The sequence below is a fragment of the Paenibacillus sp. FSL M7-0134 genome (genome assembly GCF_038007865.1).
Classification (GTDB): domain Bacteria; phylum Bacillota; class Bacilli; order Paenibacillales; family Paenibacillaceae; genus Paenibacillus; species Paenibacillus polymyxa_B.
In genome coordinates this window covers 2,009,704-2,027,206 of the sequence record NZ_JBBOXV010000001.1, presented here as the reverse complement: position 1 = coordinate 2,027,206, position 17,503 = coordinate 2,009,704, and the positions used below count along the sequence as shown (strand labels likewise).

At 47.1% G+C, this 17,503-nt stretch carries 15 protein-coding genes; 3 read left to right on the top strand and 12 right to left on the bottom strand.

Translation table 11 applies throughout. The annotated features are described in order from the left end of the window. Positions 1-100: 100 nt before the first annotated feature. From ptsG to NSQ58_RS09055, 8 genes are all read right to left on the bottom strand, one after another. Positions 101-2,146, bottom strand: coding sequence for a glucose-specific PTS transporter subunit IIBC (ptsG, locus tag NSQ58_RS09090; RefSeq protein WP_023989881.1), 2,046 nt, complete (start codon positions 2,144-2,146; stop codon positions 101-103). A gap of 252 nt (positions 2,147-2,398) precedes the next feature. Continuing rightward, a complete protein-coding gene (glcT, locus tag NSQ58_RS09085; protein ID WP_023989882.1) occupies positions 2,399-3,259 on the bottom strand; it encodes a glucose PTS transporter transcription antiterminator GlcT in 861 nt (286 codons plus the stop codon). Positions 3,260-3,449: 190 nt separating this feature from the next. Beyond that, positions 3,450-4,985: a flotillin family protein gene (locus NSQ58_RS09080; protein ID WP_028542452.1), complete on the bottom strand. Its 1,536-nt coding sequence runs from the start codon at positions 4,983-4,985 to the stop codon at positions 3,450-3,452. A 48-nt stretch (positions 4,986-5,033) separates the two neighbouring features. Beyond that, positions 5,034-5,552, bottom strand: a complete 519-nt coding sequence (locus NSQ58_RS09075; RefSeq protein ID WP_023989884.1) for a membrane protease regulatory membrane protein — start codon at positions 5,550-5,552, stop codon at positions 5,034-5,036. Positions 5,553-5,726: 174 nt separating this feature from the next. Beyond that, positions 5,727-6,890 (bottom strand): iron-containing alcohol dehydrogenase, encoded by a 1,164-nt coding sequence (locus NSQ58_RS09070; RefSeq protein WP_209943339.1) that lies wholly within the window; start codon positions 6,888-6,890, stop codon positions 5,727-5,729. 184 nt (positions 6,891-7,074) lie between these two features. Then, a complete protein-coding gene (locus tag NSQ58_RS09065; RefSeq protein ID WP_339200713.1) occupies positions 7,075-8,718 on the bottom strand; it encodes a UDP-glucose--hexose-1-phosphate uridylyltransferase in 1,644 nt (547 codons plus the stop codon). A gap of 17 nt (positions 8,719-8,735) precedes the next feature. Next, positions 8,736-9,725, bottom strand: coding sequence for a UDP-glucose 4-epimerase GalE (gene galE, locus NSQ58_RS09060; protein WP_023989887.1), 990 nt, complete (start codon positions 9,723-9,725; stop codon positions 8,736-8,738). A gap of 1 nt (position 9,726) precedes the next feature. Then, positions 9,727-10,905 (bottom strand): galactokinase, encoded by a 1,179-nt coding sequence (locus tag NSQ58_RS09055; protein ID WP_069079963.1) that lies wholly within the window; start codon positions 10,903-10,905, stop codon positions 9,727-9,729. Between the two features lie 220 nt (positions 10,906-11,125). Between NSQ58_RS09055 and NSQ58_RS09050 the strand changes: the two genes are divergently transcribed. Then, positions 11,126-11,992: an AraC family transcriptional regulator gene (locus NSQ58_RS09050; RefSeq protein ID WP_023989889.1), complete on the top strand. Its 867-nt coding sequence runs from the start codon at positions 11,126-11,128 to the stop codon at positions 11,990-11,992. Between the two features lie 127 nt (positions 11,993-12,119). Here NSQ58_RS09050 and mgrA read toward each other — a convergent pair whose 3' ends face one another. The 4 genes from mgrA to NSQ58_RS09030 all read right to left on the bottom strand — a co-directional run bounded on the left by mgrA (position 12,120) and on the right by NSQ58_RS09030 (position 15,531). Continuing rightward, positions 12,120-13,118 carry an L-glyceraldehyde 3-phosphate reductase gene (gene mgrA, locus NSQ58_RS09045; RefSeq protein ID WP_068941994.1) on the bottom strand — a complete coding sequence of 333 codons (999 nt, stop codon included), beginning with the start codon at positions 13,116-13,118 and terminating at the stop codon, positions 12,120-12,122. A gap of 84 nt (positions 13,119-13,202) precedes the next feature. Beyond that, complete coding sequence (locus NSQ58_RS09040; protein WP_338532748.1) at positions 13,203-13,943, bottom strand: NAD-dependent protein deacylase; 741 nt, start codon at positions 13,941-13,943, stop codon at positions 13,203-13,205. Continuing rightward, positions 13,940-14,710: an HAD family hydrolase gene (locus NSQ58_RS09035; protein ID WP_028542444.1), complete on the bottom strand. Its 771-nt coding sequence runs from the start codon at positions 14,708-14,710 to the stop codon at positions 13,940-13,942. The genes NSQ58_RS09040 and NSQ58_RS09035 overlap by 4 nt, the downstream gene beginning before the upstream one ends. Positions 14,711-14,724: 14 nt before the next feature. Then, positions 14,725-15,531, bottom strand: coding sequence for an alpha/beta fold hydrolase (locus NSQ58_RS09030; RefSeq protein WP_028542443.1), 807 nt, complete (start codon positions 15,529-15,531; stop codon positions 14,725-14,727). A 312-nt stretch (positions 15,532-15,843) separates the two neighbouring features. Between NSQ58_RS09030 and NSQ58_RS09025 the strand changes: the two genes are divergently transcribed. Continuing rightward, a complete protein-coding gene (locus NSQ58_RS09025) occupies positions 15,844-16,878 on the top strand; it encodes an acyltransferase family protein (protein WP_023989893.1) in 1,035 nt (344 codons plus the stop codon). 176 nt (positions 16,879-17,054) lie between these two features. Then, positions 17,055-17,303 carry a KGG domain-containing protein gene (locus tag NSQ58_RS09020; RefSeq protein ID WP_023989894.1) on the top strand — a complete coding sequence of 83 codons (249 nt, stop codon included), beginning with the start codon at positions 17,055-17,057 and terminating at the stop codon, positions 17,301-17,303. Positions 17,304-17,503: the final 200 nt, after the last annotated feature.

The following is a 17,503-nucleotide window of genomic DNA, read 5'->3' as shown; positions in this document are numbered from 1 at the left end:
TCCCACTTTCCTAAAGATAATATTTGTTTACACGCAGTATACCAGATCATTGATCAGACGGCCTAAGCCGCCTAATCAACTAATCCGAAACACATAGAGTTTATTTTATCGTAATTATACCATCTTCGCCAGCCTTCAATACTCCAGTTTTGTTTAAAGTTACCGAAGAACCTTCTGGAAGGTTAGTAAAAATGACAGGTGAGATGATGGATTTAGCGTTTGCCTTCACGTATTCCAGGTCTACTTTCATAATAGGCTGGCCAGCTGACACAAGATCGCCTTCGTTCACCAAAACGTCAAATCCTTGGCCTTTAAGCTTCACAGTATTCACCCCGATATGAACAAGCACTTCTTTACCGCCATCGGATTGAATACCAATCGCATGCTTGCTTGGGAATACATTGAATACTTTACCATAAACAGGGGACACAATCGTTCCATCATTTGGCACGACCGCAAAGCCATCACCTGTCATACGTTCTGCAAATACCGGATCGGGAACCGTCGAGATATCAACCAATTCGCCGTTAACAGGCATTACAATATCTTCTACAATAATGGTTTGTTGTTCTTCTCCAGCTTCCTTCTCCTCTTGTGGAGCAGGTTGCGCCGGAGCTGGTGCAGGTGTACGTCCAGCCATGATATCAGCCATTTGAGATTTAATGGTGTCGGAACGTGTACCGAAAATTGCCTGTACGTTGTTACCGACTTCAAGGACACCCGATGCGCCAAGTTGTTTCAGACGAGCTTTGTCAACGTTCGATTTCTCATTAACCTCGATCCGAAGACGTGTGATACAAGCATCCAGATGCTTGATATTCGATGAACCACCGAAAGCTGCCAAAATGTTGTGCGGGAGCTCATCACTACTACCGACTGCTGCGCCATCCACATTATCTGTAGCTTCTTCACGTCCTGGTGTTTTCAAGTTGAACTTCCGTATGATGAACCGGAATCCGAAGTAGTAAATAACTGCCAAAATCAGACCAACGATAATTACATACCACCAAGGCGTACGGGTTGGAATAATCCCGAAAATCAGGAAGTCAATAAATCCGCCTGAGAAGGTCATACCGATTTTGACATGTAAAATTTGCATGGTCATAAATGACAGACCTGCGAATATACAGTGTACTGCAAACAGCAGTGGAGCTACGAACAGGAAGGAAAATTCCAGTGGCTCCGTAATACCTGTCAAGAACGAAGTCAATGCTGCTGAACCCATAATACCTGCTACATATTTTTTGTGTTCTGGTCTTGCTTCATGGTACATCGCAAGCGCTGCTGCCGGCAAACCGAACATCATGAATGGGAATTTACCCACTTGGAATGTACTTGCTGTCAACGCCACTCCGTCGCGAAGCTGGCTGAAGAAGATCTGCTGGTCACCGTGAACGGTTTGACCTGCCTTGTTAACATATTCACCAAACTCAAACCAGAACGGTGAATACCAGATGTGATGCAAACCAAATGGAATCAGCGCGCGTTCGATAACACCGAACAGGAACGCCGACAAAGTCGGGTTGGAATACACCATAAAGTGAGATACTGCGTTAAGTCCTTGTTGAACTGGAGGCCAGATCAGAACCAGTGCAAGTCCGACAATCAGTGAGGATACCGCCGTTGCAATTGGAACGAAACGCTTACCCGCGAAAAAGCCCAGATACGATGGAAGCTCAATTTTGAAAAAGCGGTTGTACATGGCCGCGGCCAGTATACCGATGATTATCCCGCCGAACACCCCGGTTTGAAGCGTTGGAATCCCCAACACGTTTGCATAACCCGGTATTTTTTGAGCAATCAGACCAGGTGTGACACCCACGGCTGTACCCAGAGTAATGTTCATAACGAGGTAACCGATGATGGCAGCCAAACCTGCTACACCCTCACCGCCCGCCAGACCGACGGCTACGCCGACTGCGAACAACAGTGCCAGATTATCAAAAACGATTTGTCCGGCATTCATCATGATCGTCGCTACCGATTGAACCCAGCCCGCATTTAATGCCGGAATGTACTGGAGAAAATCAGGATTGACCAGCATGTTACCGATACCCAATAAAAGCCCCGCAGCTGGCAAAATCGCTACAGGAAGCATTAATGCTTTACCGACACGCTGTAAAACGCCGAAAAGCTTTTTAAACATACCTTCCACATCCTTCTCTGAAATTTAGAACAGAGGCAAAACAACAAAAAAGGCATGAGCCGATTTAAGTATGTTTGAAAACAACCTTGGGATATAGCTTGCCCCAGTAGGCTGTAAACAATCATAACTTAAAACAACTCATGCCTGATCGAATCAGTAACACGTTTAATGTTCAGTTGTTGTCTTCCTCATTGCAAAATTGATTATAGCACCCCGCTAAATGCGAGGCAATACTTTTTTATTCCGGTTTTATCACTTTTGTTGCTCCCCCTGCTCTTTGCGTTGGGACAACCGCTGCAGATGCATTGTCAAATAACTAACCTCAGCTGGATACACAGATTTACGGAGTCTTTTCTCCATAATTTTCGTGAGCTTCCAGGCCAGCATATACATTTCCGGGTACTCCTCATTCAAAAGCTTGTCCAATCGATAAATCTCCTGCACAATTTCTCCCCGGCGCACACGTTCAATCGCAAACCTCAGATGAGTCAGCAGTCGAGAATAATCAAGAGATTGGAGAGGAATACGATAATCCAGTGTGGTCTCGACAACCTGAACCATATCAGCAATCAGACGAGAATCCTTCCTCACCTCGGAGATATGCTGGTTTGTCATGGCGCTATAAATATGCAGGGCCACGAATCCGATTTCATCTTCTCCCAGATCTACATCCATCTTATCCCTGATTAGAGCAACAGCCTGCTCAGCCATCTTGTATTCCTGAGGATATATTTCCCTAGTCTCATACAAAAACGGATTATGAATCGTAATTCCCTGTTTATGACGGTTGATGGAAAAAGCGATATGGTCAGTTAAAGCAATCAGTATGTGCTCATTTAGAGGCTTCTTTGCTTGAAGCTGAACAAGATGAAGTACCTCACCGATGACCTCAATGAGCTTTTCATCCAGCTCAGGAAGCAACCGTTTGTATTGCTCCTGTTCTTCATGGCTTTTTAATATAAATAATTTTTCAACTGAATCCAACGGCATAAGATCACCGGGTCTGCGATTGAAACCGATTCCTTTTCCAATCACAACAACCTCATCATGCTCGGGATGCATCCCTATAATCACATTGTTATTCAGCGCTTTGGCCACTTTTAGGCTGCTCACATCCGCACCTCTTTTATCAGAACCTTGATCCTAAGAATTATAGCATGAAGCTCAGAGGAATCCACGTTAAAGTACCAAATATTCGGCTAAAGGTCAATAAAAAGAAAACGCTTTTCATCACATTGCCGGGAAATGCTGTGATGAAAAGCGGTCTTTTGGTTAGGGGTAGATGCTCCCTAAAGACTTACCGTTATTCTTTATCTGTTAGTGCTGCCTCCACCGAGGCTGGAAGATGCTGCTTATTCCCTTCACCGGAGGACGGCACGGAATGAAGGCCTTTTTTCCCAGTCGTCAGCCCCTTGATTAACTGCTCCACATCAATGCCGGATACACTCTTCAGCATCTCAGGTGCCGTAGCCATCAGTTCGGTGACATAATTGCTGACACGCGCTGCTCCTTCTCCTTTTCCCGTATCAACTACGGTGAGTTTATCAATGGACGCAATCGGTTCGGCAATACGTCCAGCCAGATCAGGCAACATTTTTACGATAATATCGAGCACGGCGGCCTCTCCAAACTTCTGGAACGCCTCCGCCAGTTTTTCCTTGGCCTCCGCTTCTGCAAGTCCACGCAAACGGATGACATCTGCGTCTGCCGTACCTTTGGCGCGTTCGGCATCCGCTTCTGCTTGCCCGTTTAGACGTTTTTGTTCAGCTGACGCTTTAGCCTGTGTCTCAATCGAGTATTGCAGCGATTCAGCCTCACGCATTTTACGCGATTTATCTGCTTCCGCCGCTTGCTCGACCGCATACCGATCAGCTTCTGCCTTCTTTTTCACTTCCGCATCATATTGCTTTTCACGTACCTGTATTTCCTTGGATTGAAGATCAATTTCCCGTTCTTTGCGCACCAGCTCGACTTTCATCTGCTCCTCGACAGCAGTCTGCTTGGCACGGGCCTCCTGAATGTGATAAGCCTGATCGGCTTCTGCCTTCGCTGTATCCTGTTCTTTCTTAAACGAAGCCACTTTCAGTTCCTTCTCCTTGGCTGCCTCCGCAATGTTGGTATCCCGCAGCAGTTCGGCCTTCTGGCCTTCCTGTTCCGCACGCGCCTTCTGAATCCGGGCATCCCGCACAGCCTCGGCTTCTGCAATCTCAGCATCCCGTTTCACAGCGGCAATTCTCGGCTTACCAAGCGCATCCAGATATCCGTGCTTATCACGCACATCTTTGATGGTGAATGAAACGATTTGCAAGCCCATCTTTTTCAGATCACGAGCAGCCACGCCCTGTACTTCCTGCGCAAACCGATCCCGATTACGATAAACTTCTTCCACTGTCATCGAACCGAGGATTGCGCGCAAATGTCCCTCCAGCACTTCCTGAGCCTCTCCCCTAAGAGCCTCCAGTGGCTTCCCGATGAACTGCTCGGCTGCTGTAGCTACATCCTCAATAGAACTGCCGACCTTGATGATCGCCACACCATCCGCAATCACAGGAACTCCTTGTTCCGTATACACTTCCGGTGTGGTTACGTCCAGTTTATGGGACAACAGAGAGATGAATTCGGACTGCTGAAAAATAGGCCAAATGAAGGCCCCCCCGCCGCGTACAATTTTAATTTTTCGTCCAGAGTCATCCTCGGAAATATTTTTATTTCCTAGAAAAGAACCCGTCACGATCATTCCTTCATCCGGCCCTACCGTTTTGTAACGGGCCCAAAAAGCGATCCCTAATATAACGATAACGATGACAACAATCCCAGGGACCAACACAATATCTTGCAAATTTGACACTCCCGATCACGCTCCCTTCAAGTTAAGCGAATGCGCCGTCTATGTGTCCAGGTACGCTACGCGGACGACGCCCTCTGCGACCTCAACCACGACGATACGGGTTCCCGCAGCAAGCGGTTTGTGATCGAAGCTAGATGCTGTATGTATGGTGTTGCCTGCACCCAAACGGATCATAACCTCCCCGTAACCAACCTCAGGTACAGGAATGGTGACCTCACCGATCCGGCCAGTCAGCTCACGCATGGAGAAGCCGCTGGATACCTCCGAATTCGCCATGGGTTTGATAAACGCAAAGAACACGAGTATTCCGATGACAAACGCAATCCCTAAAGCAAGCACGACGACCCACCCCATGCTCAGCCCAGTATACTTTGTCAGCAGTACTCCAGCTCCGCCAAAAGCGGTCATGGCTCCAAGTAAAACGACAGGTCTGAACCAATCGAGGCCCGGTAGCTCCAATGCACCATCCAGCCAACCACCGAGTACATCTCCAATCAGCACACTGACTACGGTAAAGATAGCGCCCCCTGCCAATAACCACCAAAATATGGTTTCCATGCGACTCCTCCTTCCATGTACCTTTTCAGTCTGGTTTCCAGTCTATAACTATGTTTACGTATTCAACCTTAAAAAGTTTCAAAATTTTCCTCCAAAATCCCAAATCAAACCCAAAAAAGCACGTTCGTACGTCTAATGACGCACAAACGTGCTTAAAATGATACAAATGTCAGTTTACAGAGATGCTTTGTAAATTTCGACTACATCTTCGCGATTGAGCTTATTAAAGCCACCAAAAGATCCAAATTTCACAGCTTTATCAGCCATAACATCGATTTGGGACGCATCAATATCGTAATCAGCCAGACGGCTTGGTGCACCAATCGAGTTCCAGAAATCACGCAACGCCTGAATACCTTCCAACGCCACTTCTTCATCACTCTTGCCTTCTGGTTTCACATGGAACACATTGACCGCCAGTTGCTTGAAGCGTTCAGGCTTCACATGCAAATTGTGTTTCATCCAGTTCGGGAACAGAATAGCCAGTCCTCCACCATGTGGAATATCATAAACAGCAGACACCGCATGTTCGATATTGTGAGTAGCCCAGTCACCTGTCAGCCCCATATTCAGGAAGCCGTTCAGCGCCATCGTACCACAATACATAATCGTTTCACGCAGCTCGTAGTTTTCCAGATCGTTGACCAGACCTGGAGCCGCATCCATGACCGTACGCAAAATCGTTTCGCACCAGCCAAGTTGGACCGGAGTATTGGATTCCAAATGGAAATAATGCTCCAGTGTATGTGACATCATATCTACGATTCCGTAAACGGTTTGATTTTGTGGCAGTGAGTATGTGTTCACAGGATCAAGAATAGAAAACGCAGGGAACGCAAATACGCTGCCCCAGCCCAATTTTTCCTGTGTTTTTTCATTTGTAATAACAGAACCCGCATTCATTTCAGAACCGGTAGCTGCCATGGTCAAAACCGTACCTAGTGGCAATGCTGCCTGTGGTGCCGCTTTACGCTCTGCAAAATCCCACATGTCGCCATCATATTTTGCACCAACAGCAATGGCTTTGGAGCAATCCAGCACACTACCACCGCCTACAGCCAGAACGAGGTCGATTTGATGTGTTTTACACAATTCAACGCCTTTATGTACTGTAGATAAGCGAGGATTCGGTTCTACACCAGCCAGTTCCGTTACCTCTGCACCGATTTCACCAAGCAAACTTATTACATTATCGTACAAACCGCTGCGCTTAATGCTGCCGCCGCCATATACAAGCAGTACACGTTTACCATATTTAGGAACTTCACGCTTGAGAGCCTCCAATTGTCCTTTACCGAAGATCAATTGTGTAGGATTATAAAATTCGAATGCTTTCATCGCAAACGCTCGCCTCCAATAGTTCTAAAGTTTAATGTTAAGAAACTACTCTATTATAACCTTTTCGGTTACAGGAAACAAATCTGCTTTATTTTCAGAAAAAAACCACACTCCTTGAGGAGCATGGTTCCATGTCATATCTTGGGAGGGTTCTCGTAGTGTATTATGTGCTGCGCAAGCAATTTTATTCTCCCAAAGTATATCCCAATTGTTTCATAAAACGACCAAAGGCCTGATGACCGGACGGATTTCGTTTATACACTCCTGCATGCTCTAAAATTTCACTGAATTTCAGTCCAACCTCATTTTGTACGGTACGAACAGCCGTCTCCTTGTCAGGCAAACGACCGAACCGGGTGTTTAACTGATAAATCCAGTCTGCATGCTTAAACAGTGGATGTCCTTCCTGCTGCATAGCCACAGCCAGCTTGTCATCCCCACACAAAATATCTGCAATTCCATCCAGTTCATCCTTGAGCCGCCCCGGTAATATGGCAAGTCCCATAACTTCGATCAGACCGATATTTTCCTTCTTGATGTGATGCATCTCGCGGTGAGGATGGAAAATACCTTCCGGATACTCTTCACTCGTTCGGTTGTTACGCAGTACGAGATCCATCTGGTACCTGCCTTCGGCATCACGGCGCACAATCGGCGTCACGGTATTATGCGGAATCGTTTCCCCTTCCTGCTCTGTATGAGAGAGGACATCAGCTACAGGATCACTAAAAGCTTTCCAGGCTTCAAAAGCAGCATTTCCCGCTTCCAACAACGCCTCGGCATCTGTTGACGTAAAACGGATGACCGACATCGGCCAGTTTACAATCCCTGCTGTAACCTGCGGGAACGCTTCATTATGGTATATGCCGTCCACACCCGCTTTTTCAATTGGGAATGTATGACGACCACCCTGAAAATGATCATGGGTCAGAATCGATCCGCCGACAATCGGCAGATCCGCATTGGAGCCAATAAAATAATGCGGAAACGCTTTCGTAAAGGCCAGCAATCGGCGCAGTGTATCCTTCGTAAGCTTCATCGGTACATGATCATGATGGAACACAATGCAGTGCTCGTTGTAATACACATAGGGTGAATATTGAAAAAACCACGGTTCCCCATTCAATTCCACCGGAATGATGCGCAAATTTTGACGGGACGGATGATTTACTCTTCCTGCATATCCGACGTTTTCACGGCATAATTGACACTTGGGATAAACAGGCGGCGGCAAAAGCTTCGCCATCGCAATTTCCTTGGGACTTTTTTCTGGCTTGGACAAATTAATCGTGATTTCCATATCTCCGTAAGATGTCGACTGATTCCAGTACACATTGCTAGCAACCCGATCCATTCGAATGTAGTTCGAATCGATGGATAATTGATAAAAAGCATCTGTCGCCGCCTCTATGCCACGTTCAGCCTCCGTTTGATGAAAGTCACGGATGACTTCAGACGGTCTCGCCATCAGCAGTCCCATGATTTTGGAATCAAGCAAATCGCGATACGTATCTGTGTTTTCAGGGATAAGTCCTATGGCAAAACCATAATCTATCAATACATTAAGCACAGGCTGGAGAGCTTCGAGGGCCATAACGCCCCCTGCTTCCCCACCTGAATAAGGCTCCGAAAACCCAAACTGCTCCAACAGCAGATTACGGCTGTAATCTGTATCTTGCGGACCGATCAAGCCCTTGTTTTGTGCGAATGCAACCAGTTGCTCCACCGCATATAGAGCCGATTGCTGTACAGTTTCGTCGATGTCATTGGCCAGATGCCGGGAATGTTCCCGGCCTTGGCCTTTATCTGCGGATTGGCGCTCGCTCATATGTCATCGTCTCCCGTCTATTCGTCGCCGTAGCCGTGAGGGTGCGACTGATGCCATCCCCATGCTCCGCTAATAATGTCCTCTAGTTGGGTACGTGCTGGACTCCAGCCCAACACCGAACGAGCCTTGTCAGAAGATGCAACCAATATCGCTGGATCGCCTGCGCGGCGTGGCTCTGTAACAACTGGAATGTCGAGCCCAGTGACCTTGCGTGCCGTCTCAATAACTTCTTTCACAGAGAAGCCCTGCCCGTTGCCCAGGTTGAATACGTTGCTGTCATTGCCTTCGCGCAAGTAATTTACTGCACGCACATGAGCATCCGCCAGGTCACTCACGTGAATGTAATCCCGAACACACGTGCCGTCAGGTGTCGCATAATCCTCACCAAACACAGCGATGTGTGGACGCTGTTTCAGGGCTGTCTGGAGCACTAACGGGATCAGATGGCTTTCTGGTCGGTGATCTTCACCGATCTTGCCGCTCTCATGCGCACCAGCAGCATTAAAATACCGTAAAGACACATATTTGATGCCTAGAACTTTATCAAACCACGACATCATGCGCTCCATCATCAGCTTTGTTTCACCATACACGTTGGTTGGCTCTGTACGGTCACCCTCTTCAATCGGCACCTTTTCCGGTTCGCCGTAGGTAGCCGCAGTAGAGGAAAACACGATTCGGCGCACTCCAGCATCCTTCATTGCCTCCAGCAAGCTCAGCGTGCCAAATACATTGTTGTCGTAATATTTACCAGGATTTTGCATACTTTCTCCAACCAGCGAGTTGGCTGCAAAATGGATAACTGCATCGATACTATTTTCTGAGAACAATTTGGACAGTAGTTCTTTATCCCTCAAATCCCCTTCATACAACTTGCCTCCAAGCAATGCTGCTTTGTGCCCGGTTTGCAAATTATCCAGTACCACAACTTCTTCTCCCAGATCCAACAGTTCTGCTACGGTATGTGAACCGATATATCCAGCTCCACCTGTGACTAAAATGGCCATGTTATTCGTCCTCCTTCAGTTCTTTAACTCCGTCTCCTGCCTTGCATACATAAAAGCTGGCTTCCAGCCCTGTGCGGGTCTGATAAGCTTCGCCGACTTCCTTCACAAAACGTTCCACATCGTTCTCATGAACCAATGAAACCGTACAACCTCCAAATCCGGCTCCTGTCATACGAGCACCCAGCGTGCCAGGAATGCGCCGTGCTTCTTCAACCATGACGTCCAGCTCCGTGCAGCTGACCTCATACAAATCGCGTAATGAATCATGAGAAGCATTCATTAACTGACCAAAAGCTGCAAGTTCATTCGCCGCGAGAGCATCAACAGAGGCCAACACACGAGCGTTTTCCTCCACCACATGCTGTGCCCGCCGACGCACTGTTTGGTCCGCGATGTGATGCTGGAGCTCTCCGAAACGTGCCTCATCCAGCTGAGCGAGGTATTCCAGTGACGGCTCCTGCTGCTGCAAAATGGACAGTGCTTCGGCACATTGACTACGACGCTCGTTATAGGCCGAGTCCACCAAACCGCGACGCTTGTTTGTATTGCCGATCACCAACTTGTAATCTCCCGTGCGGAATGGCACTTTACGGTAATCCAACGTATCGCACATCAGTAGAATTGCATGATCAGCTGCTCCGTTCGCTACAGCGAACTGGTCCATAATGCCGCAATTGACACCTACATAATTGTTTTCTGCCCGCTGGGACAACAAAGCGATTTCGACCGTATCTGTTTTCTGTTTTTCGATCGTGAGGAACGCGTATCCTGTAACAACCTCAATGGAGGCTGAGGAGGATAATCCAGCGCCATTGGGTATTTCTCCGTGAAAGAGCAGGTCATATCCGTTAGACGGATAAACTCCCTTATCAGCTAGCTCCACCAGCACACCCACCGGATAGTCCACCCACTCATCCGTTTTTGTTTTACCTATTTCTCCGCGGGAGATAGATACTTCATACGACAGGTTTGTTGAAGCAAAATGAATTTCATCATCATTGCGCGCACGAAGGATTAGCGTCGTTCCGAATTCCAGCGCAGCCGGGAGTACATAACCACCGTTATAGTCGATATGCTCTCCAATCAGATTGACACGTCCAGGTGCATGAAATATCCGCAGTTCATTGCTGCTTTCACCATATTTTTCAATAAAATGTTTCTTTAATTCAGTAGAGTTCATATCCGCATCCACCTCATATACCGTTAGTAAAGGCCCTCCTGATTTCCCTGTAACATCTTAATCAGGTTGACATCTCTTATGATTTCAGTATAAATGAAAGCGTCACACGATGTAATGCATCCATGTGTTTAAGCTATGGATAAATGTGACTTGGATATGTACAATGTAAGTATACCGCATCCGCTAAACCATTCACAAATGCAGGAAGGATGACCCTATTTTGCAAGCGCATTCATATAGTTATGCCGTTGCCTCTAATCCGGTGTTTTATGAAAATAGCCCGCTGCATGTGCTTTTTGCAGGAGAGAGCCAAACCAAATCCGGTCATGCCGTGGGGCCGAAAATCTATGATTACTATCTGCTACACTTTGTAGAATCGGGCAGAGGTATCTTCCGAACGGAACAGCACACATATCAGCTTGAAGAAAACGATTTTTTCCTTATTCATCCCGGTCAGCTGGTGAGCTATACCTCTGATGAAGAGAAACCGTGGCGTTATCGTTGGTCTGCGTTTACCGGGCACCATACTGAGCAGGTGGTGCAGGAGGCCGGGCTACGTGTTCACCAGCCTGTCTTTCATGCTTCCGATCAAAGTCCCATCCCCGGTTATTTGGAGCAAATGCAATTGGCCTTTTATAGCAGAAAATCTAGTTCTCATCTATCAGCCTTGGGCTATTTGTATCTGATTATGGGGGAAGCAGGCAATTACCTGAGTGACTGGACTGATCCGTCCGGGGCGGATTCGCAAATTCAACGTACAGTCAAGCAGATGGTGCAATATATGTCCACTCAGTACGCACATCCCGTTTCCATTGAGCAAATGTCTGAAGGACTTGGTTATAATCGTGCATATTTGTCACGGATATTCAAAAAGGAAACGGGCATCTCCCCCGTCACCTATCTGCTTAAGCTAAGAATCGACAAATCACGTCAACTGCTGCGTGAGCGTCCTGAATTATCGGTAGAGCAAGTGGCCGCTTCGGTCGGACTAACCGATGCCTTATATTTCTCACGTCAATTCAAGCGCTTCTGCGGTCAGTCTCCAACCGAGTACCGAAGCAAGGTTAAGCAATACCCACAGTCGTAAAGCAGGCTTAAACAGCCCGCATCCTTCAAACGGATGCGGGCTGTTGGTTATATATTGTATAAAAGGATGCGAAATTAGGCCGATGACTACAGATTAACTTTCACCATTAGGCTGTGCCGCCGTCCTGTCAGTTCCCGGCATTCAGAATCGAATCAATTCGATCCAGTTCCTCCTGAGAAAAGTCCAGATTGGATAAGGTAGCAACATTTTCTTCAATTTGGCTTACACGGCTTGCCCCAATCAAGACAGAGGTCAGACGTTCGCCGCGCAGAGCCCAGGCCAGCGAGAATTGAGCCAAACTTTGTCCGCGTGCAGCAGCCATCTGATTCAAGGCGCGTACCTTGCGAAGTGTCTCTGGCGTTACATGGTTCTCATTCAGGAAAACCGATGTACTCGCTGCACGTGAATCCTCGGGGATTCCGTTCAAATATTTATTGGTCAGCAATCCCTGAGCCAGCGGGCAAAAGGCAATGCTGCCTACCCCGTTTTCGTCCAGTACATCTTGTAATCCGCTTTCAATCCAGCGGTCGAGCAAGGAGTATTTCGGCTGATGAATCAGAAGCGGTGTTCCCAGCTCCTTCAGAATGCGAGCTGCTTCTGCTGTTTGCTCCGCACTATAATTGGACACACCCACATACAGCGCTTTGCCGGATCGTACGATATGATCCAGTGCTCCCATCGTTTCTTCCAGCGGCGTATTAGGATCAAATCGGTGAGAGTAGAATATATCGACATAGTCCAGCCCCATCCGCTTCAGGCTCTGATCCAGACTGGATATCATATACTTGCGAGATCCCCAGTCACCATAAGGCCCTGCCCACATATTGTAGCCCGCTTTGGTGGAGATGACCAACTCATCCCGGTACGGTTTCATATCACTGGCTAAGACTTGTCCAAAAAATTCCTCAGCTGATCCCGCAGGAGGGCCATAGTTATTAGCTAAATCAAAATGCGTAATTCCTAGATCAAAGGAGCGGGTAATCATGCTACGGCCATTCTCCGCGTTGTTAATCCCGCCAAAATTGTGCCACAAGCCCAGCGAAATAGCCGGCAGTTTTAGACCTGATCTCCCTGTACGGTTATATTTCATACTTTCATAACGATCTTCGCCAGCTAAATAAACCATGCTATCCCAGCCTCTCTCGAAACATTGTAATGTCCATCACAACATCATCATAGCGCTTTTATCCAGGCGTTGACAAGAAAACGATTACAGACCTAATTGATGAGCAATTTTTTCCATAACTTTACCGATTGGATCGGTGATCAAAAGATCCGCCTTATGATCATACGAGGTGGGATCTGTATTCAGCAGCACCGTATGTTTACCACGAAAATAAGTAATCAAGCCCGCAGCAGGATGTACTGTCAGCGACGTTCCTCCAATTAACAGCAAATCAGCCTGCGAAATAGCCTGAACGGATTGAATAATGGTATCCTGATTCAGCTCCTCCTCATATAAAACGACATCCGGTTTGATAATTCCTCCATCTATCGGACATTTGGGTACAACCTCAGAGCTGTTCATCACTTCATCTAGATTGTAAAAGCGTCCGCATTCCATACAGTGGTTGCGATGCACCGAGCCATGAAGTTCTAGTACATTCACACTACCTGCCGCCTGATGTAATCCGTCAATATTTTGTGTCACAACCGCTTTTAGACGGCCTTGCTTTTCCAATGACGCGAGGAAATGATGACAACCATTCGGCTCCGCATCGGGATGCAGCATTTTGCTACGATAGAAGTCGAAGAACACTTCAGGATGCTTCACAAAAAATGAACGGCTAAGCATAACCTCAGGGGAATAAGGCAATTTCTCCTCACTTTGATACAGGCCTGCTGCCGAACGAAAATCCGGAATACCGCTTTCCGTCGATGTCCCTGCTCCGCCGAAAAAAACAATATTCTGCGATTGCTGTATCCATTCCGCCAACGTATTAACTTTCATACCCTACGCACCTCCAGCTCTTCATATCCACGAACAACCTTATCCGCATCCAGCAAATGACCAGAACGTTCTGCTTCTGGCGCAAATCCAATAGTGAGCCGTACTCCGGCACGCTTGCCCATCTGCATATCCCCATTGCTGTCTCCGATGACTACCACGTCCGCCGGCGACAATCCTAGTAACGCGCAGGCTTTTTCAGCCATTTCCGGGTCAGGCTTGCCGTATGTAACCCTATCATGTCCGATAATCTCGTCAAAATAGGATGTCAGCCCCATCCACTCCAAATGCTCCTGTGCAGCCTCTGTACTGTCAGAGGTCACAACCGCCAGCTTCAGCCCGGCATGGCGGCTTTGCTCAAGCAACGTCCGCAACCCTGGAAACACCTTCGCTGCCCGATGTCGCCGAATATCAGCCATCGCCGTTTTATTAAAGTCGCGGACAAGCCGCACAGCTTCATTCCACGGTACACCAGCATTATAAAGCTGCCAAGCCAGTACCCCCGTACTTTCGTCCACCGTCCCCATGGCCAGCGGGCCAGAAGGGTCGTAACCGATCACACGTCCCTCTTGATCGTGAACAGTACCTAGAACGGTACCTTTTTCCACCGTAAAACCGGCACCCGCCACGGTAAGATGCTGCTCCATCATATCCAGTATAGAACGAGCCCAGGGGCCCCACAACTGAATAAAATCCAGCAACGTTCCATCTTTATCCAATAAAATACCACGGCATGGGTACCGCTCCCCCTGCACGATCAGCTCAGACATGCAGCACACCTCCTTTACTGATTCTTAGAAGCCACATCCACACTCTCTTTCATCCAGTCCTGTAAAGCCGTTACCGTCTGATTCCATTGCTCGGCAGCGCTAATTTTTGCAGGATTATCCCCTTTTTGGACACCATAACTGCCGAATTGGGCATGATTTCCCCCTTCGACTGTAAAATACAGCGTGTTGGCTGGTAAATAAGTTCTTCCACTTTGGACATTTTCCATCTGGACGACTCCATCATCACTTCCCAGTAGAGAAATAACGGGCAGATTTTTATCCTTTAAATTACCCTTGTTATCCGGGTAGGAGGCGAGGAAAAATACACCTTTGACCTGATCAGGATGTGCAGCTGCATATCGGGCCGCCATCACACCGCCTAACGAATGGCCTCCAATAACAAACGCTTCTTTCGGATATGCCTTTAGCACTTCATTCGCTAAATCCGGGGAGATCAATGCAAGGTTCAGTGGCATTTTTGCAATGATCACATGATGACCCTTTTCCGCCAGACGGCGTGCCAAGGGCGCATAACTTTCGGGCTTCACCAACGCACCTGGATACAAAATGACTCCGGCTCCGCTTCTTTTTACAGGCTCAAAACCAACCCAATGTTCTTGTTCATTTACTTTCACAGCATCCGCTACTTCAGCTAATGCAGCAGCAGCCGTCTCGTCAGGCTGATAAGGCGTAAATACCTTCCATGCTCCCCACCCTGCGATCAGTACAATGACAATCAGGATGCCTAAGAGAATTTTCCATATTTTCCGAGGACCACGTGTCCCATATGAATTGTATGATCTTCTTGTTCTTCTTCTCATTGTAAAAGTTCCTTTCGCCTTTCGTACCTCGTAATTCGTAATTTGAATATAAAATGTACCGCTGTATTCATCAGCGTAACTAGCCTTGTTAGGGTAACATCGTTGCACATACAGGGTCAAATCAGCATACATTTCCACGTCTTAGCCCATCTTTGTCCGGTGTTCAAGCTTTCGCCACACAATAAGGTTATGATAACGCTTACTATTGTGAATAAAATCACAATGATAAAGTCCAGAGTATCGTACCTTGTTCCTTGTAAAGAATTATTTTTTAAATAGTTTAGTCGGCAGAAGCCGTTCGGAGGGAAACACATGACGACAAGCCATGATGTACAAGGGGAAAGCTTCTTTCTCAATTTGCGATTTCTGTTGATCATATGCGTATTTGCAGGGAATGCTCTGGAGCCTCTAGTCGGTTCACTTCATATTGCCCAACAATGGTTCAGCTGGATATTCATGTTTCATATGCCGTTGTTTGTACTCGTTACAGGCTACTTTGCCCAAACTTCTTTGACCGGATCAGCAGGCCGAAAAGTTCTGCTTCAGATCGGTATGCAATATCTTATTTTTCAATCGCTCTATTCGATCTTGGATGTTGCACTCTTCCACGTTCCCCATATCCATCATTCGTTCTTTGCTCCTTATCTGCTACTCTGGTTCCTTGCCAGCCATATCTGTTGGAGACTGCTGATGCTGTCTTTTCAGAAAATACCACCTGTCCTCCAATTGGGTATATCCGTGCTGCTGGGTATCCTCGTCGGGTATCTCCCTGTGGATGGTATATGGCTGAGCGTATGCAGAACCTTTGTTTATTTGCCTTACTTTGTAGCAGGTTATCATTTGAATTATGCAGACGTTCGACGGTTCTTCACAGCTCCAGTCCGCATAATCGCTGGCGTTGTATCTCTTCTGCTTATGGTACTGGCGGGAACGTCGTATTTCGGCATCCCGGCAGGCTGGCTGTATGGCAACATGACTTACGGTGAATTGGGCCATACCGAATGGTACGCAGGAATTTACCGCATCGGCATTTATGGAGTTCAATGGATAGCATCCATGGCGTTCCTAAGCTTTGTTCCAGCTGTCACAGGACGTATAACCGAGATGGGAAGACGGACACTATATGTCTTTTTACTCCATGGCTTGATCGTCCGTACCGTCGTTGCAAAGGGAGTCTACGAATATATAGATACTCCAGTGGAAGTCATGTTGATTGTAGTGTGTGCTGCAGGTCTGTGCTGTATGTTGACCATGCCTTGGGTTCGAACTGCAACACGACCTCTGATTGAGCCACAGGTAGAGTGGATGCTAAAGCCAGCTCCTTATCCTTTTAGACGGTCCGCGTAATCTTTTTATCCATTTTTTATTTAACATTGAACACGCGACAACCCACTCACAGACGAACATGTAAGCGAGTCTACCCCCTCTTTACTCCACTTGGAGCCTGTTTCATACAGGCGTGATGTGGTAAGTAAAGGATGCGCGCAACAAAAAACAACTTTTTTATTAAGGAGTGATTTGTAATGGCACGTAATCAAAATCAGGGGAAAATGAGTCGCGAAGAAGCAGGTCGTATGGGTGGAGAAGCTACTTCCAAGAAGCACAATAAGGAATTTTATCAGGAGATTGGTAAAAAAGGCGGGGAAGCAACCGCAAACTCTCACGATAAAGAATTTTATCAGGAAATCGGCAAAAAAGGCGGCGATGCTACGGCTGAGTCGCATGACAAAAATTTCTACAGAGACATCGGTCGTAAAGGCGGCAGAAATTAAGGTGTAATGTCATCCTCCGCCCTCCTTTAACATAAAACAAGCTTGAGCCCATCCGCTTTATTGCAGAATGGGCTCTTTCATATTTTAACTGATACGCAAACATGTCAGTATACATATTTTTAATAGAATCAAATTCTAACTCTTCTAAATGCAATATATAGACAAATAAAACTGGTCATATCTATATATTGTTGATTAGA